20 protein-coding genes are annotated in these 21,800 nt (G+C 43.4%); 1 reads left to right on the top strand and 19 read right to left on the bottom strand.

Going from position 1 to position 21,800, the window contains the following annotated elements; translation table 11 throughout:
- Positions 1–64: 64 nt before the first annotated feature.
- The 13 genes from A3Q3_RS13465 to A3Q3_RS13460 form a co-directional block, all read right to left on the bottom strand.
- Positions 65–1,060, bottom strand: a complete 996-nt coding sequence (locus A3Q3_RS13465; protein ID WP_020181792.1) for a FecR domain-containing protein — start codon at positions 1,058–1,060, stop codon at positions 65–67.
- A gap of 7 nt (positions 1,061–1,067) precedes the next feature.
- Positions 1,068–1,601 carry a sigma-70 family RNA polymerase sigma factor gene (locus A3Q3_RS0101465; protein WP_020181791.1) on the bottom strand — a complete coding sequence of 178 codons (534 nt, stop codon included), beginning with the start codon at positions 1,599–1,601 and terminating at the stop codon, positions 1,068–1,070.
- Positions 1,602–2,029: 428 nt separating this feature from the next.
- Positions 2,030–3,574 carry a VPLPA-CTERM-specific exosortase XrtD gene (xrtD, locus tag A3Q3_RS0101460; RefSeq protein ID WP_020181790.1) on the bottom strand — a complete coding sequence of 515 codons (1,545 nt, stop codon included), beginning with the start codon at positions 3,572–3,574 and terminating at the stop codon, positions 2,030–2,032.
- Between the two features lie 11 nt (positions 3,575–3,585).
- On the bottom strand, positions 3,586–4,824 hold the full coding sequence (locus A3Q3_RS0101455; RefSeq protein ID WP_020181789.1) for a glycosyltransferase: 1,239 nt from the start codon (positions 4,822–4,824) through the stop codon (positions 3,586–3,588).
- A gap of 47 nt (positions 4,825–4,871) precedes the next feature.
- Positions 4,872–5,690, bottom strand: coding sequence for an ExeA family protein (locus A3Q3_RS0101450; protein ID WP_020181788.1), 819 nt, complete (start codon positions 5,688–5,690; stop codon positions 4,872–4,874).
- A 34-nt stretch (positions 5,691–5,724) separates the two neighbouring features.
- Positions 5,725–8,127, bottom strand: a complete 2,403-nt coding sequence (locus A3Q3_RS0101445; protein WP_020181787.1) for a tetratricopeptide repeat protein — start codon at positions 8,125–8,127, stop codon at positions 5,725–5,727.
- Between the two features lie 63 nt (positions 8,128–8,190).
- Positions 8,191–8,973 carry a WecB/TagA/CpsF family glycosyltransferase gene (locus A3Q3_RS0101440; protein WP_020181786.1) on the bottom strand — a complete coding sequence of 261 codons (783 nt, stop codon included), beginning with the start codon at positions 8,971–8,973 and terminating at the stop codon, positions 8,191–8,193.
- A complete protein-coding gene (locus tag A3Q3_RS0101435; protein WP_020181785.1) occupies positions 8,966–10,162 on the bottom strand; it encodes a glycosyltransferase family 2 protein in 1,197 nt (398 codons plus the stop codon). The genes A3Q3_RS0101440 and A3Q3_RS0101435 overlap by 8 nt, the downstream gene beginning before the upstream one ends.
- Positions 10,162–11,376 (bottom strand): glycosyltransferase family 4 protein, encoded by a 1,215-nt coding sequence (locus A3Q3_RS0101430; protein WP_020181784.1) that lies wholly within the window; start codon positions 11,374–11,376, stop codon positions 10,162–10,164. Before A3Q3_RS0101430 ends, A3Q3_RS0101435 begins: the two co-directional genes overlap by 1 nt.
- A 93-nt stretch (positions 11,377–11,469) precedes the next feature.
- On the bottom strand, positions 11,470–11,985 hold the full coding sequence (locus tag A3Q3_RS0101425; RefSeq protein ID WP_020181783.1) for a serine O-acetyltransferase: 516 nt from the start codon (positions 11,983–11,985) through the stop codon (positions 11,470–11,472).
- Between the two features lie 59 nt (positions 11,986–12,044).
- Positions 12,045–13,022 carry a glycosyltransferase family 2 protein gene (locus tag A3Q3_RS0101420; RefSeq protein WP_020181782.1) on the bottom strand — a complete coding sequence of 326 codons (978 nt, stop codon included), beginning with the start codon at positions 13,020–13,022 and terminating at the stop codon, positions 12,045–12,047.
- Positions 13,023–13,052: 30 nt separating this feature from the next.
- Positions 13,053–13,553: a serine O-acetyltransferase gene (locus A3Q3_RS0101415; protein ID WP_020181781.1), complete on the bottom strand. Its 501-nt coding sequence runs from the start codon at positions 13,551–13,553 to the stop codon at positions 13,053–13,055.
- A gap of 9 nt (positions 13,554–13,562) precedes the next feature.
- Positions 13,563–14,513 carry a glycosyltransferase family 2 protein gene (locus A3Q3_RS13460; RefSeq protein ID WP_255349033.1) on the bottom strand — a complete coding sequence of 317 codons (951 nt, stop codon included), beginning with the start codon at positions 14,511–14,513 and terminating at the stop codon, positions 13,563–13,565.
- A 195-nt stretch (positions 14,514–14,708) separates the two neighbouring features.
- Here A3Q3_RS13460 and A3Q3_RS0101405 point away from each other — a divergent pair, with 195 nt between their 5' ends.
- A complete protein-coding gene (locus A3Q3_RS0101405) occupies positions 14,709–16,220 on the top strand; it encodes an O-antigen ligase (protein WP_020181779.1) in 1,512 nt (503 codons plus the stop codon).
- A gap of 47 nt (positions 16,221–16,267) precedes the next feature.
- Here the strand turns inward: A3Q3_RS0101405 and A3Q3_RS0101400 are convergent, their stop codons facing one another.
- The 6 genes from A3Q3_RS0101400 to A3Q3_RS0101380 form a co-directional block, all read right to left on the bottom strand.
- A complete protein-coding gene (locus A3Q3_RS0101400) occupies positions 16,268–17,338 on the bottom strand; it encodes a hypothetical protein (RefSeq protein WP_020181778.1) in 1,071 nt (356 codons plus the stop codon).
- A gap of 189 nt (positions 17,339–17,527) precedes the next feature.
- Positions 17,528–17,977, bottom strand: a complete 450-nt coding sequence (locus A3Q3_RS14640; RefSeq protein WP_369751647.1) for a CpsD/CapB family tyrosine-protein kinase — start codon at positions 17,975–17,977, stop codon at positions 17,528–17,530.
- Entirely contained in the window at positions 17,968–18,126 is a 159-nt protein-coding gene (locus tag A3Q3_RS14635) for a hypothetical protein (RefSeq protein WP_369751681.1), read from the bottom strand. Before A3Q3_RS14635 ends, A3Q3_RS14640 begins: the two co-directional genes overlap by 10 nt.
- Positions 18,127–18,403: 277 nt before the next feature.
- A complete protein-coding gene (locus A3Q3_RS0101390) occupies positions 18,404–20,005 on the bottom strand; it encodes a Wzz/FepE/Etk N-terminal domain-containing protein (protein ID WP_020181776.1) in 1,602 nt (533 codons plus the stop codon).
- A gap of 11 nt (positions 20,006–20,016) precedes the next feature.
- The gene (locus tag A3Q3_RS0101385) at positions 20,017–21,159 is read right to left on the bottom strand and encodes an outer membrane beta-barrel protein (RefSeq protein ID WP_020181775.1); all 1,143 of its coding nucleotides are present in this window, start codon (positions 21,157–21,159) and stop codon (positions 20,017–20,019) included.
- A gap of 36 nt (positions 21,160–21,195) precedes the next feature.
- The gene (locus tag A3Q3_RS0101380) at positions 21,196–21,756 is read right to left on the bottom strand and encodes a polysaccharide biosynthesis/export family protein (protein ID WP_020181774.1); all 561 of its coding nucleotides are present in this window, start codon (positions 21,754–21,756) and stop codon (positions 21,196–21,198) included.
- Positions 21,757–21,800: the final 44 nt, after the last annotated feature.

Here is a 21,800-nt window from a genome sequence, read left to right as displayed (position 1 = left end):
TAAAAGTTATGGCTTATACCTATCTAACTCTGTGCAAAATAAATTACACACTGGTTGGTGAAATTTATTTTTGATTAATTTGTTGACCTAAAATGACTGTTCTATTTGACTCATGTTTGATAGTGACTGGAGCAAGGTCAGGCAACCCGCTTAGGAAAAGGCCAACATTACGAGTTTTGATTCTTGCAGACAAATGCGTGTAAATATGATCTGCTGATTGCAGCTCAACTGGCTGTTGATAGTATCGGGAAAGCGTTTCCGCGATTTCTGGCAATTCAGCTTTATTAAACGTAATAACGCCTTGCTCAAAGCTGAATCCATCAGAAGCAGCACGTTCTACCTTGATTGGCGAGTGATAACCATTTACCTCTGCTACTTGACCATTGGTCAATATGAGTGGTTTCCCATAGAGAGTTCCGTTGACATCTTGGGCATCAACCTGCACTTTTCCATGATCCACACTCACTCGAACGAGATTTTTGAGTCGATTGACCGCAAAACGCGTCCCTAGAACCGTAACCTTGGCTGTACCTGAGTCTACGATAAATGGGCGGCCTTCATCACGAGCCACTTCAAAAATGACATCACCCCGCTTGAGTTTGACCAAACGTTTGTCACGATAATACGTAATATCCAGCTCACTCTTAGCACTAAAGTTGAGCTTGCTACCATCTTCCAATTGCTGGTTACTAATGGTGCCAGCTCTGCCAACTGCTGCTACGTGCGATAGAGGCTGATCTTGCCATTGTTGATAGGTGTAGAAGCCAACACTAGCAAATAAAATAACACTTAGCGTAGTGATAGCGGATTTGACTCGACTACCACTCAGCCTGTGTTTTCTCTCTCTAAGACCATCTGTTAGCAGGCCCAATTGTTGTGGCGAATCCAACTTTTGCCAGATGCGCTCCATCTCTGTATATGCTTCTTGATGCGCATGACTTTCCAAAAGCCATCTCTCAAAACGGCCCCGATCTGGATGATCAGCTTCTATCTCTTGAAGCCGAAAAAGCCAGTTTGCAGCAGTTTCTCGTAGTGTTCTCTTTTGGATTTTATTGATCATTGCGCAATTACCTGATCAGCTCTTCCGCTTCTGCCAGCTCAACCATCGCACGAGTAACATAACGTTGTACCATATTCCGCGACACACCAAGTTTTTGAGCAATTTGACTTTGATTCAGGCCTTCGATTCTATATAACCAGAAAGCCTCTTGACAGCGTGGAGACAGATTTTCTATCAGCCTTTGAGTGGCTTCCAGTCGTTGTTTGATGTCCGCTATGTGCTCTGCTGAGGGAGTAAAAAATTCATCACTTTCTTGCGCATGAGATACAGAAGTGGCTACTTCGTCAGACCCATTCCACTCAATATCCAGTGAAGTAAAGCGTTTGTTGTAATTGTATTCATCAATTAACTGATTACGCACAATCACTTGCAAAAACGCATGCGGCTGCTCTAAACGACTAGGGTTCTTTGCCAATGCAAATCGTACTAACGCATCATGCAATATATCTAATGCACTCTGCTTACATACTGTTTGGCGATAGATACCTGGAAGGAGCTCTGAGTATGCCCACCGCAGATTTATACCATACCACTCCATCATTCTCAGCACCTAAAGATAACAAGTCAGTAGGCTATTTTGCAAAAAACATACCAATGCTTAACCCACTGTATTTACATGTATATCTTTATGATACTGAAAGCGGTCACGGTTGTTTTTAGCCAAGAAGGTTGTATACAACCAATCAGGCTGCGTCGAAAATAATATTGGTGTCCCCACGGGGACGCCAGTTAATATTGAGTGTTTGATTGTCGACTTCTAGAATCGCATGTGGTGCTCTCGTGGTACTTCTTAAAACGCATCACCCTGAGAGCTATATTTGACGGAGATTACAGAGGATACTTTAAATCTTTCAATCCTACTCTGGGCAACAACAACCAAATTCCCATACAAACAACTAATCCATGTCCAGGATCGGGCTTACATCTACCCGATTCTAGGGGAACTTCAACACAACACAGTACGTATTGTTAGTTTGGAATAAATGTTGGAAATTGCGGATAGCTCAACCGCACAAACTCACTTAGCACTTGGTCGGCTTCAGCTTCAGATTTATAAATTGTCGTCGTAAAACGCACAATCGCACCATCGGTTCTGTTTAGCTTAATCGCGTCATACAATAGCGCAAATTTCATGGGGAATTCATTCGATAAATCACGGCCACGTTGATGAAACCAGTAGTAAATCAATTGTTTAGACTCGCCTTTGGCAATCACCATTCGCGTCACTTCAAAATGCTTGTTTGCATCCAAGTCAATACGATGTAACTTGGTGTCAGTAATTTCCCAGCCACCCCCCGGAATACACGCTTTGGGGGAATGCGGCACAAAGCCACGGCGTTGCGATTCGGTATAGCCTAAATACACGCCTACGTTTCTATTGGCACGGTTATAGTCTGCCAAGAAATAATCTTTGAGTTTAAGTATGTCATTTTCGCCGTTTTGGAACTCATGGCGACGCCCTACCCAGCCGTCTATTTCTAGCGGGTACTGGTCAAACGTGACACGCGTTGGGATGACTTCTTCGCGATGGTGAATGGTCAGCGTAGATAAGGTTGTCACCAATATGCAGATGAAGGCAATCACGATTGGACGCTTATTGATCCTGACCTTGGATGCATCTGCAGCAATGCTATGCTTGGCTTCAAGGTAATCAAATGAATCTGCCAAGGACTCACGTTTACCAAGCACACGGTTAATCACTTTCACTTCTATCAGCAAGGTAATAATGCAAATAATGAAGATGACCCAACCTTCAAAATAATGCATAAAGCCTTCTGCTGCTTTAATGCCAGAGTGATTGACAAACAAAGCTACCACCGCAATCCTGAAACTGTTCATGACGATACTGATAGGAATGGTGGTAATAAACAGCAGAAACCGCGCAAAAAATGGCGCTTTATACATATACCCCATCATCAAACCGATGGTCATCAGCGGGTAGGTATAATTTAGGCCGCTACACGCTTCTACCACTTGTAACTTATAGATACCCAAATCAATCACATTACCCTCTTGATAGACGGACATACCGAGCAAGCGAATGATGTGCACACCTAAATCTGAAGACATGAGTTGAAACTTGCCGGAAAGCATCACATCCAGCATGTAAGGCAAAGGAATCACCACCAAAATATGCAAAAATGGGATGGTAACTTTCCGAATCTGCACGCCGAGGATGGTCCAAGCAAAGCCAAACAACAAGAACACCAGCGCATACTGCACGATAGTCCAAATTGCGCTGAGCTCCCCTATCATCAAAATGATGGCCGAAAAGACAACTATCCCCACGCCATACCAAGCATGGGTGTTTTCTGCATTTAATTCATGCCGCTTAATCCAGGCTAGGTAAATAGCCAATAAGAAGACGATAGGCGCATGGCTATAACGTTCCTCTCCCCAACGCACCCAGATTTCCAAAATGGCATCGTTAAAGATAAGCACTAAAGCTGAAGCGACCAATGCAAAGACAAAAAGTCGCCAATGTTCGCTCAATGTTTTTTTAAAAAGTGACATAGATAAATTGGCTAAGATCGATTTGATGATAAAACTTGCTGATAGTAGTGCGTCATGGTGTCTATTTTGTTGTCCCACATAAAATGCGCTTTCACGCGCGCAATGGCTGCTGCGCCTACTTGATAACGCAGTGTCGGATTCACCGCCAACACATCAATATGATGCGCAAATGCATTTACCATGGCCTCCCTAGAGGAGGGTTCCACCAGATATCCTGTATCAGCAGTAATATAATCTGCTGGACCACCCCAGTTAGTTGCTATCACTGGTAAGCCACGCGCCATGGCCTCTAACACCACCGCGCCGCCGCACTCACGCAGGCTAGGTAGTACAAAAATATCGGCCTCATCGTAGTAACGATTCACTTCCACATGTGGCACCAAGCCGACAAAGCGGATGTTGCTATAGCCTTTCTCTTTGGCGTACTGCTCTAAAGATGCACGCTCTTCACCATCGCCCACAATGATCAAGTTCACCTGTTGCGTTGTGGTAGCAACAGCATCCATCACGATATCCACAGCTTTCCAATCCACCAAGCGCCCAACAAACAGCACATTAATATTGCTGTCTTTATGCGTCACAATAGGTACATCTCTAGTGGTAAAAACGCCATTTTCTACCAGCTCAACTACCTTACCCAATTTAAATCGTGGCAGGCTATTGGCTGTTCTTTGGTTTGCCACTAGCAACATATCCGCAAAAAACTTACCAGGAATCAACAAGTTATAAAAGGTTGATACCACCTTAACCAAGCGGTACACCACTTTTTCAAACTTGCCTGACATATCTGCAAACGCCTCTGGAAATGTCATGCCGCCATTCATCGGGCCGATGATGACCGGCACGCCTAGCCCAAACATGGCGGACGGTTGTGTGGCAGAAACCGGTGCCGGCTCATGAATCACGTCAATTTTCTTTTCGCGAATGATTTTTCTGGCCAATTTCCATTGGTAGCATTGGGTAATCAGGTGCATTAAAAAACCAATAATCACAACGCGCACGCGTTCTGGTAAAAATCCAAAATGCCGATGCAGCATTTTATGCATCCAAGTATCCGGAATATAAAACACGTGATCTTGTTGAATATCAGCAATTTGCTGAATAGAGGCTTTGACGCGCTCATGCGTAATCAGGTACGCCTGATGTGGCGTATTTGATAGCAATCTAAAATAGTTGAGGGGAAGCATAGCCTCCCCACCAAAGATGTTAGAAGCATGCTCACAGACGATTAATACGTTGAGTGGGCGCATAAGAAAAGCTCTCTGAGTATAGATCTAAAGACGCGTGTGACCTGGCATTATGAGCCAAGCACACCAAAGTCATTGCGGTCTTTAATCACTTCGCGCACTAAGCCAACATCAATTTTATCGGCACCGGTGGAGAAGCCATACACCAACGCGGTATCACATAAAATGTTGATGCTACGCGGGATACCTCTGGTGGTTGATGCGATTTGTTTAATGGCCACAGGCGTGAATAAAGGCGTTTCTCGGCCTGCCACTAATAAGCGATGGTTGATATATTTTTCCACTTCAAAGTCTTCCAAAGGTGGAATGTAAAAATCAACTGAAACGCGTTGGAAAAACTGTGTTAATTCTGGCTTTCTTAGCAAATCACGCAGCTGTGGTTGCCCGACCAAGATAATCTGCAATAGCTGGTCTTTATCTGCGTTGATATTGGAAAGCATGCGCAAAGACTCCAGTGCATCAGCCGTGAGATTTTGCGCTTCATCCACAATCAATACGACTTTTTTATCTTCTGCATAACTTCTAATCAAAAACTGCTGAAATGCATCAAACAATGCAATATTGGACTTGCCTTCATAGGGTTGCCCAAACGCCAGCATAATCCAGCCCAACAAGTCATCGATATGTTTATGCGTGTTGTAGACAATGCCTACTTGCAACTGATCGCTCAGATTGTTGAGCAGATGTCTTACCAAGGTGGTTTTACCGCAGCCAATTTCGCCGCAGATTACTGAGAAGCCGGCACGATTCTGAATGCCATACTCCAACATGGCATACGCCATGCTGTGGCGTAAGCTAAAAAATAAAAAGTCTGGGTCTGGTTGAATTGAAAATGGCTTTTCTTTTAAACCATAAAAATCTTCATACATATTGTGAGTTGCCTTAATTTTTTATAATGAAACGTTATACGTTCTTGAGTAGCGCTGCAATTTCTTTAGTAAACGCTTGGTCTTGATTTTTTGAAAGTGATAACGCCTTCTCCAAACTTGCCTTTGCTTTGGCCTGATCATTTTTAGCTAGATACACTTTACCTAAATGATAGTGAAAAGTCGCATTATCTGGTAATTTTGCAACCGCCTCATTTAACAAACGCGACGCTTCATCATATTTTGCTACACGATACGCAATCCAACCAACTGTATCCAGAAACTGTGGAATGCCAGAGCCTTTCAGTTTTTGCGCGCGCTCATAGGCGCTATTCAGCAACTTAGGATCGGTTTCATAATCGGCCACAATACTCACGTAGTTATTGAGTGCAACCAATAACTCCGGATGGCTAGCTAATATTTTCTCATAAACCTCCATTGCCGCTTTATAGTGCTTATTCATCTGGTGCACTTCTGCCAGTAGCATATACAACTCAGCGCTGTTCGGGTTGGCGCTAATGCCCTTTTCTATTGTCGCTTTTGCACGCACCAAATCTCCAGCTTTTGCGTAGGAAGAAGCCAGCTGTTGATAAGCCTCTGTTTTATGAGGTTCAAGCACAATAATATTTTCAAAAATTTCTTGTGCTTGTGCAGATGCATTCGAGGCATCGTAAATTTGTGCTAACAGTAATTTTGCATCGTAATTATTAGGTTGCGCTGTTAATACGGTATCTAAAAATGCTTTTGCTGTGTCTGTACGTTGTTTACTCAAATGCACTTTTACAATGGCTGTGATAGCTTCCATGTCTTCCGGCAATTTTTTATGCGCTTTTTCCAACATGGCAATGCTGCCTACATCGTCCCCTTTGCGCATTAAAATTTCAGCTGTAATCATTTCAGCTAAATTTGAGTTAGCTGCATTTTGAATGCTATCGGCAATGTTTTGCGCACCTGCAATATCGCCTTTAGCCAGTTTTAATTGTGCTAGCAGTTTGGTTGCAGCCATATTGCTGGGGTTACGTTTTAACGTGTTTTGTAAAATATCTTCGGCACGTGCAAAGGTTTGTTTACCCATAAGCGATTTTGCGTATGGCACCGCATAAGCTGGCGAGTATTTGCTAATCTCCAACGATTTAGTATAGCTTTCGTCTGCCAAAGCATTCGAGCCCGTCAGCTCATATGCCCTTGCAATAAAGTAATACGCTTGCGCAGAATTTGGTTGGTCTCTTAATACTGATCTTAAGTCTGCAATGGCAGTCTCGTACTGCATTTCATCAATCTCAACGCCAGACTTCACAATCAACGCATCCACGTTTCTTGCGTCTGCCGCCAGCACTTCTTGAATCAACTGCATGGCTTCTGTTTTTTTGTGGTTCGCCAATAGTTTAGTGGCCACTTTTACTTTGGCGCTCAAGCCTTCTGGTTTGTTGCCCGCCACTTGAATGATTTTGCGCAATTGGCTTTCTGCTGCCGCCGCATCTTGCTGCGATTCATATAAGTTGACTAGCTGAAAATTCAACTCCACATCGTCAGGGGTTTCTTTCACAAATTGCTCAAGTGCCAATCGCCCCACTTTAGGCCCTTTGGTTTTGAGCAAAAATTGTACTAAATTGATTTTAGGTGCCATTGCCGATGCATCCAATGCAATAATTTTCCTTAACTGCACTTCTGCTTCGGCTTGCTTGTCATGCTGCATGAGGAACTCTGCATACTTCGCATTGAGGTTTGCATCACTTGGTGTTGCTTCTACCAAGGCTTTAAATGTTTTTTCAGCTTCTGCTACGTTGCCGGTTGCCGTCAATACGTTCACCTTAAACAGTTGAAGCAATAAGCTTTTGTGATCAATCGCAATGCCTTGGTCTAAATATTTGAGTGCACTTGGTAAATCTTTCTGCGCAAACCGTTCAGAAGCCAACAACATATAAGCATCTATATTGTTAGGGTCTTTGGCCAAGACTTGATTGGCTTTTTCTACCGCAGGGTTAAATTGACCTTGCTTTAAATCAATCGCTGCAAGCACCATCGTTGCGCCTAAGTGGCCTGGTGTAATGGCTAGCGCGTTATCTGCATTTTCTTTGGCTTTATCAATCTCACCGGCGGCTAAAAAAAGTTGTGCAATTTTCACAATCGCTTCTGTATGTTTTGGTTGGTTATCCAGCACGCTATTTAATAGGGAAAAGCATGCTTTCCAATCGGATTGTTTTTCTGCAACCAGTGCCAATCCATACACGGCTTCGGTCATGTCTTTTTTCATTTGCAGAGCATTTTGGAACTCTAACTTGGCTTTGGCCGGATCAGTCTCTAATAGCGCAATCCCTTTTTCATAATAAGCTTTTGCTTTTTCTTCTGGCGAAGCACAGCCTACTAACGTCAATGTCAGCATCAAACCCACAGCCAGCAACCATTGTTTACTACCAAAAAGCTTTGTACTACCAAACATACGCACCCTATCTACTTTGTTATTTGTATTGTTCGTACTTGCGCAAACGCGCGATCAAAATCGTTAAAACTTTTCTTTCCACTCTCTAAATACCAAGACTGGAAAAATGAACGCATCCACAAAATAGCGTTTTGCCAACCGCTTTGGTTCGGTCATCAATCGATGTAACCATTCCATACCAATCTTACGTACCCACATCGGCGCCCTTGCTTTTTCACCTGCTAAAAAGTCAATTGTCGCACCTACACACAAAATTACTTTGGTATTGAGCTGTTTGGCATACTGTTTAGACCACAACTCTTGCTTTGGCGCACCCACGCCAAATATCACAACGTCGGCTTTCGCCTCGCTAACCAATTGGCAAATATGCAAACTAGCCTGCTCTGATTTTTCAAAGCCAAAATCTGGGCTAAATAAGCCAACTACTTGCACTTGTGACCAGTTGTCATGGATATTGCTTGCAGCCTTTTCAGCAACTCCTGGCATGGCACCTAGCAAAAAGACCCTTAATGGTCGGCTTTTTTCATGCTGAAAATAGTCAAACAATGCAGGTACCAAATCGCTTCCGGAAACGACTTCTGGCAAGGGACGGCCTAATAACTTGGAGGTGAGCACAACGGGCCAGCCGTCTGCCACAACTAAAGATGCGCCTGAATACGCTTGTTTGAACTGTACATTGCTGTGTAAATTCACAATATGATCGACATTCGGTGTCACCACATAGTGATTATGGATCTCATCGGACAAAAGCCACTGTCCAATTCTCTCAACCGTTTCTTTCATCGTTAGTTGATCGATATCGATGTTAAATAATTTGATTCTTTTATTCGTATTTGTATTAATCATGGTCTCGTTTTGATCTCACCCAATCCACCTGTCGACGCACTATAAATTTTAAATATAGCGGCACTTTCATGAGTAAAACGCATGGTGCCAGCAACAAGGTGTTTAAAGAAATGATGCTTCTCGCAAACCAGTACCAAGCAATTAATATGCCAAACCCTAGCAAGCACAGCGCAATGGTCATCACTAATAAGGGCAAAGCAATCGCCGATAACCATGCAAGCAACAACGCTATCAGCCATAATCCTAACGTTAGCATCAGTAATAATGCGAGTGGTGGCACTGCTAAATCCATTAGTTGCGCAAATAGCAATCCATTTTTTTGTTGAATGGCTTTAGGCAAATAGCGTGGGAACTCCTGAGCAATCAACCCAAGATGGCCGTGTTCCCAGCGTAGTCGCTGCGTAGCTATGCCCTGTGCTGTTGTTGGAAAGTAGCTCTTTACAGACACACGATCACAAAAGTAAGGGGCACGGCCTACACTAGCCAAATCTAGCCCTAACTTCATATCTTCAACCAAATGCCCGTTAGCTAAGTCAGCATTAGATAAGTCTGCCCAAGTAAAGGCCATGCCGGTGCCCATGAGCTGACATGGCAACCCAAACCATTGATAACCCATTGGTCTCACAGTGTTTTTAACTAACCAAGCAAACTCCATCACCTGCTGCTTGATACCTCCGGGCGTTGGGAAGCGCATTTGATAATTCGCTTGTATTGGGTGTTTCCGCGCAACACATTGCACCGCCAACTCTTCAATCAAGTGTTGAGAAATCTCACAATCTGCATCAATAATCATCACCACGTCCGGTGGCGCATCTTTTAAATACTGCATACCACAATCCAACGCAAACCCTTTGCCACGCTGCGTTTGATGGAAACGCTCGAGTACGATGACATTGTATTCCCGTGCCACTGCTGCCGTGTCATCCGTGCAATTGTCCGCGACTAAAACCAAGCGATCTTGTGTTTGTAGCTGCGGCAAAATCGAGCGTAATGTATTGCCTAAGCCAAGCGCTTCGTTGTGCGCAGGCACAATTACCGCCACACTTGGACGTATTGATGATGCGACTGTTTGCGTATGCTGTGGTTTTTTCAAGGCAATGACAGCGGCTACAATTTGAACAAACAGTACGGCTATTGGAATCAACACCACACAAGATATCAACAGAAAAATCACAACGAATATTGTCATTATTGGCTACTCGCTTGTGCTGTTTGAATAAAAACTGCCAATTTTTTGGCTTCTATGTCTATGTTATGACGCTTGGTGACCGTTGCATATGCAGCCTCCCCCATTGCAAAAAGGGTCTCTTCGGAAGCCAATAATGCATTCTTCATGGCGTCAGTCAGTGCATCTACATCTCCTGCTGGGACTAACCAACCCATGGTTTCATGTTCTACCAATTCAGGTATGCCAGCAATATAAGTAGAAATGACCGGACGTTTTAGCGACATCGCCTCCATAATCACCACCGGTAATCCTTCAGCAAAACTGGGCAATACCATCGCTCTGGCAGCCAGTAGATAATCACGCACTTGATCACTGCTAATCCAACCAGTGATTTTAATGTGTGTATTCAGCTGATACTTTTGTATCAACGCCTCAATTGGTTGCCTTAACTCACCATCCCCTGCCAGTACCAGCTCAAATGCAATCCCTTGATCTGCCAGCTTCTTTGCTGCCTCAACCAATAGCAGCTGGCCTTTTTGCTCACATAAGCGGCCTACACAAACCAGCTTTAAGGGATACTGTCTGTCCGTGATGGCCACGTCATAAAAACTGGGCTCAAGCCCACAATGAACGACCTTAATTTTATGCCAGTGTGAATAATCCACCCAACGCTGTAATTGGCTTCGGCCAAAGCTTGAAATCGCCACCACAAACTTGGCTTGCTCAATTTTTTGTTTGAGTTTTAAAAACTGTGGTCGGTCAAATTCTTCCGGCCCGTGCACGGTAAAGCTATACGGGATACCAGATAATAGATGCACAAGCATGGCGATTTCGCTTGGGTTTGTCCCAAAATGGGCATGGATATGTTGCGATTGAAAGGCTTGCATGAAACGTAGTGTTTGACATGCTTCCAGCAAATAGACCAAATGATATGGCACGCTACGGTCTGCACGTATCCCCATCTTAATTGCGCAGATAGCAGCGTTTATAAACCGCACTGGATGAGCCAAAAACACGCTGCAGCCAGCACTTAGCAAGCCAAGCAATCCTGCTTTTAGCACGTACTGCGTTAAGGTTTGCTCATGAATATCTTCTTTGTCGATAAGTTTTTCATCCCAGCCACGCAGGGCAACACGCTGTACTTCAAAACCTTGGCGCTCTAACGCCATAATCTCGCGACGAATAAACGTATGACTGACTTTAGGATATTGATTAATTAAGTGTGTGATGCGCATTTGACGATGCATTCAATAAGTTTAAGGGCGCTTGTATGAGCAAGCAGTGTTTCAAGATTGTTTTACCATGCAATATTTGCATACATGCCGGCATCAATTTTCCGGCTTGGAAATGATTTTTGCTGGCACGCCTACTGCAGTTGCGTAGGCAGGCACATCAATAAGAACGACTGCATTGGCGCCGATTTTAGCATGGTTGCCAACATGGACTTTGCCAATCAACTTAGCTCCCGCGCCGATATCCACATGCCCACCAATCGCTGGAAGGTCGCCAGCTTCATTGCTACCTAAGGTCACCTGTTGCAAAATCAAACAATTAGGCCCAATACTCACCCCAGGGTGTACCACAATACCATTGGGATGCGGGATTAATAGACCGCCGCCAATTTGTGTATTGATGGGAATATCGGCCCCCGTGACTGCCGACCAAAAACGGTGTTGTAACACTGCCACGATCTTTATCACACGGGCAAATACCAGCCAATAGCGATCTGCATGTTGATAGCGCCGAATACTCGCCAACAAAGCACGTGGTGGCGCCCACTCTAGCAACGATTTTTTTTCACGTTGCCAGTCTGGTGTTTCAGCAGAAACTTCTGAATTCGTCATAAATATATTGAATTAAGTTATGTTCGCAATTTTGTATGTCAATACACTTAAAATAAGCATTATTTATACTCAATAAGCGTTGATTTAACGTTCAATAAGCGGTGCCAGGTGTATCGCAATTGCCCATACATTTCCGCCACTTTACCCAACATCAAGTATTTTACATAGACTGAAGAAAAGTTGCCTAAATGCTTGTGTTTGCTCAATAAACGGAAATACTGCACTGCAAACAAACCTGTCAATGCGATAAATACTAGTGGGCATGCCAGCAAAGCAATCAGCCATAAAGCGGGTAAGATACCACCCCAAATCCATGCACGTCGCGATTCATTGACCCAATGATGCTCTGGCGCGGCGCCATGCAAACGGCTGCCTTCAGCATAGGCATATCCTGCCCGCACCGTACGCTTCCACCACTGAGAGAATTGCGTAATCGCCGCATCATGCAATGTCATGTCATGGTCCAAGCGCCATACGTCAAACCCTAGCTGCCTAATGCGTATACATAGCTCTGGCTCCTCGCCGGCAATCAGGTTTACATTAAACCCGCCCACCTGCTTGAATACTGCCACACGCATCATGGCATCGCCACCACAAGCCTTGGCTTTTCCAATCGGCGTGTTCCACTCAATATCGCATAACTGATTATAAGGTGTCGCTTGCGGATAACGCTCGCACCGTCTGCCACACACCACGGCCACTTGTGCATGATGAGATAGAAAGTCTGCAGCATGACTGACCCAGGCTTGATCCACCATGCAGTCACCATCCACAAAATGCACGTAGCTTAAATCTGGATAATGTTGAAGAAGTAGTTCAAACCCTGCATTGCGCGCACGCGCTGCAGTGAATTTAATCGACATATCCAACTCAAGCACATGTACATGTTGTGCCTGTGCGTGCTGAACCGACTGATCGGTAGAAGCAGAGTCTACATACACAATGCGTGGCGTATACGCAGCAATTGATGCCAAACAGTCCACCAAACGACTACCTTCATTGCGGCCAATGACAACAAACCCGATGTCATTACGCATGTGTGGACTCATTGCTTAATAATGTCTGACTCATTTTTTGGCTTTCACCACGGCCGGCACACCTACTGCTATCGAATTATCGGGCACATCACACAATACAACAGCATTTGCGCCAATAGTCACATTATTGCCAATATGAATATTGCCTAGAATTTTAGCGCCAGCCCCTATATCTACGTTATCCCCGAACACTGGCGCGCATGGGTCGTCAACATTCTTTAACCCGACCACAACCCCGTTTCTAATTCTGCAATGATGGCCAAATTTGGCATACCCACTGACGACGATCCCACCAAAGTGGTCAATCACAAAGCCGTCGCCAACTTCCACCTCACAAGGAAACTCTATACCAGTGAGTATCTGTACACATTTGTATAAAAACTTATAAATAAAAGAACATATTTTCCGCAGAAGTGTATTGTTAATTTGATAGCGCCATCGACCAAACCGATAGACCACCATCACCCAAAACCCTTGGGCTCCCCAATCGTTTTGGTAAGTAGTTAAATCTGCACGTATATGATTAAACATATCAAGTACCTAGCGCAGCACGCGGCTACCAGCGCGCGAGAGATAGGTTAACTTTAAAAACAGGCCAAGCCCTTTAAAATTCAACACTTGACGCAATTGACCTGGCGTTTTAAGTAGTTGTTTAACTGCTAAAATTGCTTCAGCGATGATGGTCAGCAGCACATGTAAGCACACAGATAGCAATCCTAGGTTCTTACGGAAATATAATAATTCGCTCTCAATTTGCAAGGCACTGACTTGTCGGCTGACAGAAGAAATTGAATGGTCTATTTTTGCGCTTTCCCCCCCAATATGCACAACAGGCGCATCTGGGAAGTAAGTTACTTGCCAGCCTGCCTGCTTGGTGGCATAGCAATGATCCACTTCTTCGTAGTATAAAAAATAACGTTGATCAAACAGACCCACTTGATCAATCGCTTCTTTTCTAATCAAATAATAACAGCCGGGCACCCAATCGCAATCTCGCACACTTTGATGATCCCACGCCATGTCATCTACCAATTGCGTACTTGGAAACAGTTTAAATAGACCCGTGCGGTTTAAGAAGATATTGAATGGCGTAGGAAAATAACGGCATGATGGTTGTAGCACACCATCTCGCCCCAGTAGCTTAACACCCAAAATACCAGTTGTTGGGTGGCTATCCATAAAGGCAACTGTTTTCTGAATGGTATCCGCTTCGACAAATGCATCGGTATTTAAAAGTAATACATAACGCCCGCGATATTGTGGAAGCACTTGATTATTTGCGCGCCCAAAACCAACGTTAATTGCATTCGTGATGAGTGTAACATCTGGAAATGTCTGTGCAATCATCTCCGCTGAGCCATCACGCGAAGCATTATCCACCACAAAAATTTTAAGATTGAGCTGATGCTTGGACTGCTTGACTAAATCAATGGCTTTTTTTGTCATTTCAGCCGTGTTATAACTCACGAAAATTATTGATACGTCTACCAAACTGAATCCAATCTATTTACGGAAAACACTTTACTCGAATACTTACGTTTACTTTGTAAAAAACAATCAATTGCTATTCTTTAAATAGTGATAAATATAACTTAATGACAGTATCTTACTTGTTATAATCATTACATAATTTTAACCACAGATAGCGTCTTACATTCTGTTTTTTATTTTCGAAAATGCGTTTTCATGCCTGAGTTTATTAAAGCCTACATTGTTATCTTAGTGCTCTCAACATTTGCTTTTCATTTTGCAAAAAAAGCAACCGCAGGTATCTTACCCAGCACCCAATTCAATTATTTAAAAAACAGCTGGCTCGTTGTGACCAGTTTTGCATTTTTGACCTTCAACTTTTGGCTATTTTTAGCAGCTTCTTGCGTATTTGTTGCCGTACGCGTAAAAAAAACTGCCCAGCCGCTTGCATTATACATGGCGCTGCTCACGGCTGTACCACCCATCACAGCAGCCATTCCCGGCTTTGGCGTCATGAATTACCTCATGCAAGTAGATTACTTGGTGATGCTTTCTGCTGGCCTACTGCTGATTGTCTACTTTAAACTCAAGTCTCCGCAGCCAAGTTTTGGGCGCATTAACACAGACGTGTTTTTACTATGTTACCTATTGGTCAATATCGGTCTTAATTTGATTGGCACCACCATGACCGACAATATTCGTCAGTGCGCGGTGATCTTTCTGACGACGTTTTTGCCTTATTACATCATTAGCCGACGCGTACAAGATGTAGATCATCTTAAGGCAGTGTTTGCCGGATTCATGGTCGCCTGCTTTCCCGCTGCCGTGATTGGCTTGTTTGAAGCTGGAAAAAGCTGGTTACTCTACACCTCTATCCAGCATGCGCTTAATCAATATTGGCAATATGGTGGATACTTAATGCGGGATGGCGGCCTACGTGCGAGTTCATCATTCGGCCACTCCATTGCCTTTGGCTTTACCATGGTGATTGCCTTAGGCTTTTATTTGTTTGTGCAATCGACCATTAAAAACAAATTCTTTAAACTTGCAGGGTTCGGCATTATCGCTTTAGGCCTCATTGCACCACTTTCCAGGGGACCGTGGGTCGGCGCCATGGTACTCGTGACCATCTACCTATACCTTGGTAGAAACGGCTTATCTAACCTACTTAAATTGGCAATGGGCGGCATACTTACGCTGGCCTTGGTGCTCATGCTACCCATCGGGGGTAAGGTCATGAATTTACTGCCATTTGTTGGTAAAACGGATAGTCAAAATGTAGACTACAGACAACAACTGCTTGATACCTCGCTGATTGTGGTGGCTAAATCACCTTGGTTTGGTAACCGAAATTTCAAAGAAGCGCCTGAAATGAAAAAGATGGTCCAAGGCGAGCACATTATTGATCTGGTCAACATCTATGTCTCTGTGATGCTTAACAGTGGTTACGTTGGATTATTTTTCTATCTCGGTATGTTTTTAACTGCTATTTGGGCAGCGTACAGAGCCATGAAGAGAATCAGAACTGTGCACAACGAACTCTTCCAAATTGGTCGGTCACTCATCAGCTCCATACTGGCCGTGATGTTCATGATTGCAGCCATGAGCGATACGCTGATTATTCCCTACTTGTACTATATGCTGATTGCACTTTGCGTAGCATATTCACAAATAGTCAAGAAAGTGCTGCTGCTAGAGAGTCTGCCGACACAGCCAGTGCCAACTTAGCACTTGGATTTATACTACCAAAGACCGAGTGTTTTGCGCGTTACGATTTAGCGTTTTGCAATACGGCCAAGAAAAGCCTCAAGACTTTGCCTCTCAGCCTCTAAAGAATAACGGCTAGCTAAATTTTGACGAATCTGCTCCATTTGATCGTCTTGCGCATTGGTCTCCAAGCGTTGAATTGTCTGTAGTATCTCTTTGACGTAATGCTTGATATCACCATTATAAATTTCGGTAAATGTAGGCGCCTGCCAGTATTCACGCGCGCCCTCACCGGTATAACCAACCACCATATTTCCAGAAAGCGCAGCTTCTACGGGCGGTAATGGGCAGCCCTCAAACTCGCTAAAAGATAGGAATATTTTAGACCTAGACAGCAAGTCAACAACACCGGTCTCGTTCAATCCATGTATCGCCGCCAAGCGCCATCCTGCAGGCAAGTTGTCCTGTAGAAAAAACCGCACCAAATCCGAATGCCGTGCCAATTTTCTTGGCATATACGTAATCAAATTCTCTTTTTGTGCATGTGGCTTAAACTTACCACTATCCACCGAGTAATAGATGCGCTGAATCTTGTCTGCAAGATGTGGGAAAGCCAACTGCATGCATTCACTAGTATCGTCAGAAATTGTTAAAATGACTTCAGCGGCATGATAGGCATCACGCAAATCCTGCTCACTGCCTACATAAAGTGGAATGCTGGCCGAGTACCCATTCTGGACATAAATGCCAAAACGTATGCCTAAACTGGCCAACATTTTGGCATGTGGAATGACCATCACCTCAGGAATTACGACAAAATCCGTTTGTGCTGAAAGCTGATTATTGAGCTTGAAATCAACCTGATGCTCAAACCAGCTGTGCTTAAATGCTTGATTATCTGGATGTAGTATCTGAGAAGTGACCCCAAGATAGGCCATTTGATTGATATACTCAGACTGCTTATAGATGACTTTATCGCCCCCAGCTTTTGAGGCTTTATTAGATGGCAAAATATACACCACATTCAGACTCTGCCCTTGCGCCTCCGCTAACTGATATAAGTTTTTATCAGCCTGCAAAATATTATTTTTGATAATACCGCGGACATATTTGGCCACAGGCAGAAGTTTAGTGATCATGAATGAGGTCTGACTAAAAAATCAACGGATGGTTGAACACTCGTTATGGTTTAGAATAAAAAGCGTAAAGTACTCTGAATAAACTGTTTCGTCACAACGCTTTACCAATAAGCTTGAGTATCCATCAAGCTAAATGGTATTGGCATTGCTAAGCGTCAGCATGCACGTCCTGCATGCTCGCCGTATTAATTAATAATAATACTCTTCAACACCGACTTCAGCTTTATTCAATACCACGCCCAACAGCTTGTCTTTAGGGATGTGGTGCATCGCTTCTTCAATTTCCGTTTCTTTCACCATGCCATTGCCAACTACTAACAATGCGCAATCCACTTTTTTGAGCATAATCAATGCATCATCTGCATTTAAAATTGGCGGCAAATCATAAATCACAATACGTGATTCATAACGCGTAGCAATATCCTGCATTAGTGCATTCACTTTGGCAGAAGACAGCACTTCTGCAGGATGACTCACTGGTCTCATAGTAGGCAAAATGACCAAATGCGGCAAACCAGGATTGACCAGTACTTCTTGTAATTCCGCGCGGTTCTCCAAATATTCATTCAGTGATTTTTCGCACTCAATACCAAGATATTTAGCAACCCTAGGTTTTCTCAAATCAAAATCTACCAGCATGGCAGTTTTTTGAGGTTGATTGGCGATACTGATTGCCAAGTTAATGGCGACAAAGGATTTTCCAGATGCTGGTGTGGGTGACAATATCGCGAGTGTTTTCCAATTGTTCTCTTGCATCTTTTGCAGTACTTGTGTCCGCAATTTATCAAAAATCCAAGTGGCAGACTCGCTTTTATTGTAAGCAACAATACGATTTTTCTCTAAGTGTTGCGGGTTTAATTCAATCGTCTTAGTGTTGGTGTAGTTAATCGCATTGATTTTGGTCTCGTTTGCTTGCTCCAATACACTTTCAGCAGTAGGCTCAGCTTGGGCATAAGCAGCGCTTGGACTATTGCTCGTGCTGGCCTGACGAGTATTCGTGCTCGTTGCTGACTTTTCTTTGGCTTTTTCTAATGCGTCTTTGATTTTTTCCATATGCGTTACACCTTATGCAAATCTATTCAGAATTTTAACGATTAACAAATCCAACGGCATGATTAGAAAGTGCACAATAATGGAAGAGATCAATATAAAGGCCAAAAATCCTAAGAACAAATAGCGGTAGAAATGTTTTTTACGGTTAATTTCCGCCTGCGTATTAATGTAAGGTAGCGTCACCAAGGTACGCACTTTGGTAATAGACTCCAACGCATCTACACCGCGCACACGTGCATTAATCGTTTCCAACAAGAAGACTAATCCCAATGCAGCTGCAATCCCACCAAACACGCCTAAGCCAATCACTTTTTTACGGTTTGGTTTCACCGGCTTCTCAGGAAAGATTGGCGGTTCCAACATCGTAAATCTTTCGGCTTTGTTTTCTTGCTCCAAGTTCTCGGCAATTTTCGCGTTAATTTGCTTGGACTTCACTTCTTCATACTTAGTTTTGGCGTTTTCATAATCACGCATCAATTTGAAAAGCCCTTTTTCAACTTCTGGGCTCATCGAGATTCTGGCTTGTAATTGATCTACACGTTTACGCATAGCAATTTTTTGTTCAGCAAGCGACTCTAGTCGTGCTTTTGCGGCTTGAATCTGTGCTTGCACCTTCGCCACCATCAAATCTGTCTCGATATCGCCACGTCTAGGCTTGGCGTCATCTGACCCTGGTGCTGGTTTACTTGCTGCCGCGCTTTCTAATTTATCAATACGTCTTTTCAGCGCTTTAACAGTAGGGTGTGAATCACTATAAAGCGATTGTGCCCTTTCCAGCTCTAGTTTTAACTTATCAATTTCTGCTTCACTAGAAAGCATCACTGGAGCATCGACAGACTTACGATTAATACCGGATCTCGCTGAGGCAAGTTCTACATCCAAGTATCTGAGTTCTTCTTGCGCTGCTTTATAGTCACGGTCTATCTCTTTAATGTCCATCTCAGAGCGTTGCAACATGGTCATATGCATATCCATGTGCTCAGGCAATGCACCTGAATATTGCTCTTTAAATGAAGCCACTTTACTTTCGGTCGCTTCTAGCTCTTTACGCAGAATTTCTACTTCTTGGCTCAAGAACTCTGTGGTCTCGGTCGCCTTCTCAGTTCTGGCTTTGACGTTTTCATCCAAAAACAAAGTCACCAGTTCATTGGCTACTTTATGTGTTACATCCGGGCTTTTGTAAGAAAATGAAACGTTGAAGGCAATGGTGGCCTTCTTTTCCCAATCGTTTCCGGTATTGGAGCTCAACAACTCCACACCAATATTATTACGCATTTCATTGAGTAAGAATGAGGTGGAGTCTTTACTAAGGCGATCCTCATACAATCCGTATTTTTGCATGATGCGATACAAGTTTTCACGCGTCATCACACGCTGTTTAATCACTTCAATACGTTCATCAGCGTAACTATTGACGCTAGACTGCACAATTTCCGTTGGGATTTGTTGTGATTCGACCAAAATGGTACCTGTCGATTGGTAAACAGGCGGTAGTAAGATAGCAACGAGGATTGATGCGATGATAATCACGCTGGCAACAATGACAATTTGCCATATCCTGCGTTTAAAAATAGACAAATAGTCGTTAAACGTTAATTCGTATTCAGCAGACATGCATTAATTCTTTAAAAAAAGTTGGGGTTGTTATAATTAAGTGAAACACCAACTTGATAGCCATCAGCGCTGGTATTGTTGCCGTCAAGCATGCGATATTGAGCGTAGGTTCTGACACCCCAACTGTTTGAAATATCGTGAGTATAGAATCCGTTAATTTGTTTAAAACGCGTATCATTCAGTGCGCGGTTAATATTCCAGCTAAACTCCGCACCCACATGATTACTTTGATTGACGTCATAAGTATAGTTAAGATTCAAGCTATCGCTTTTCTGAAAACCACCCAAACCACTGGCTACAATCGATCTAGCAATGGCGCCACTGACATTAGATTTTTCATTGATGGCATAACGCGCAGAAGCCACACCAATCCAGCCACTTCCGGCAGAGCTTACCCGGTTTACACCTGCTGCAATTGAATAATCTGTCTGTGGATTGATTTGATAGGTGTAACCGACCAATACGTTTCTAGAAACACTACTGTCACTACCCACAATCGTATTGACTGTATTGGTGTCGTTCTCGTATTTATTAATCGAGAATTGTACAAATGGGGAAAGTTGCTGACTGTACAAATAATTCAACTTGGCATTTGCTGTTTTTGAGCTAAAGTCTGTCAGCCCAGCACCTGAGTAATTCACTTCTTGATAACCCAAGCCTGTCGTTAAATTTAACTTCTCTGTCAACAAGTAACTTAAACCGGCATTAATAGAGCGATTCACTGCGCTACCGTCTGTGAACACGACCCCTGTCCTTCTTAGCTCAGAAACACGTGTGCTTGTTTTGTTATAGTTAGTTGAAAGCGTAAACTGCCCTTTTGTGAAATCACGTGTCCACCCTAAACCAACGGTTGGATCTCGACGACTCTCACTGATACGGTCATCTGAAGAGCGCTGAAAAAGAATACTACCATCCAAGTTGATGGTATTCACCTCGTCAGCACCGACCAGACTCAGTCTTGGAGCAATATTGTAGAAGCTTACTGACTCCTCGCCATTTTCCACCATTTGCAAATTACTGTCGTAATTGATAGAAGTCGGCAAGTAAAAACCTGTCTTAAATTCCAATGCATACAATGGATGAACTTGTGACAAGCAACCGAACAGGCAAGCGTACTTTAAGTACACAGAAGATTTAACAGGTGTGGTTCTCATGCAATAAACCTAGATTTCTTAAGTGAGTTAGTTTGATTATGGCACAAGAATCGTATCGCCAGGTTGCAACAACAAGTTGCTTTCCAAGCTTTGGCCTTGTATGAGTCTTTCGTAATTGACAGCACTCACTGTCTGTTTACCGTTCACTGTACGTAAGACTTTAATTTTGCTGAGCTCTGCAAACTTATCAAAACCACCTGCTAAGCTTAGGGCTTGCAGTACAGTAGTTGGCCCACTCAGTGGAATCGCACCTGTTTTCAGCACTTTACCAATCACATACGCTTTATTGCCTTCTACGCTGGTAACCACGACAGTTACTTGTGGATCATTTAAGTAAACTTTTAATTTTTCTGTGATACGTTTTTGTGCTTCTTGTGTGGTCGCATTCTCTACATCTACTCTGCCTGCTAATGGGAATGTAACACTTCCATCTGGCAGTACTTTGACTTCTTTTTGGAGGGTGTCTTCACCCCAGACAGAGATAAATACCGCGTCACCATAATGTAACCGGTAATTCTCTTCAGCAACCGCATTGAATGATTGAACGAACGCAACAAAACCAAATGCAACTAACCCCATATAGCGAATCATATTCATAAACTTCCTCCGTATGACTTTAATAATAATATAAAGATAACACA

It is taken from the genome of Methylotenera sp. 1P/1, assembly GCF_000384355.1.
In the GTDB taxonomy this organism is placed as follows: Bacteria; Pseudomonadota; Gammaproteobacteria; order Burkholderiales; family Methylophilaceae; genus Methylophilus.
Note: the sequence above shows the minus strand (reverse complement) of the source record. Positions and strands in the feature narration are given on the sequence as shown.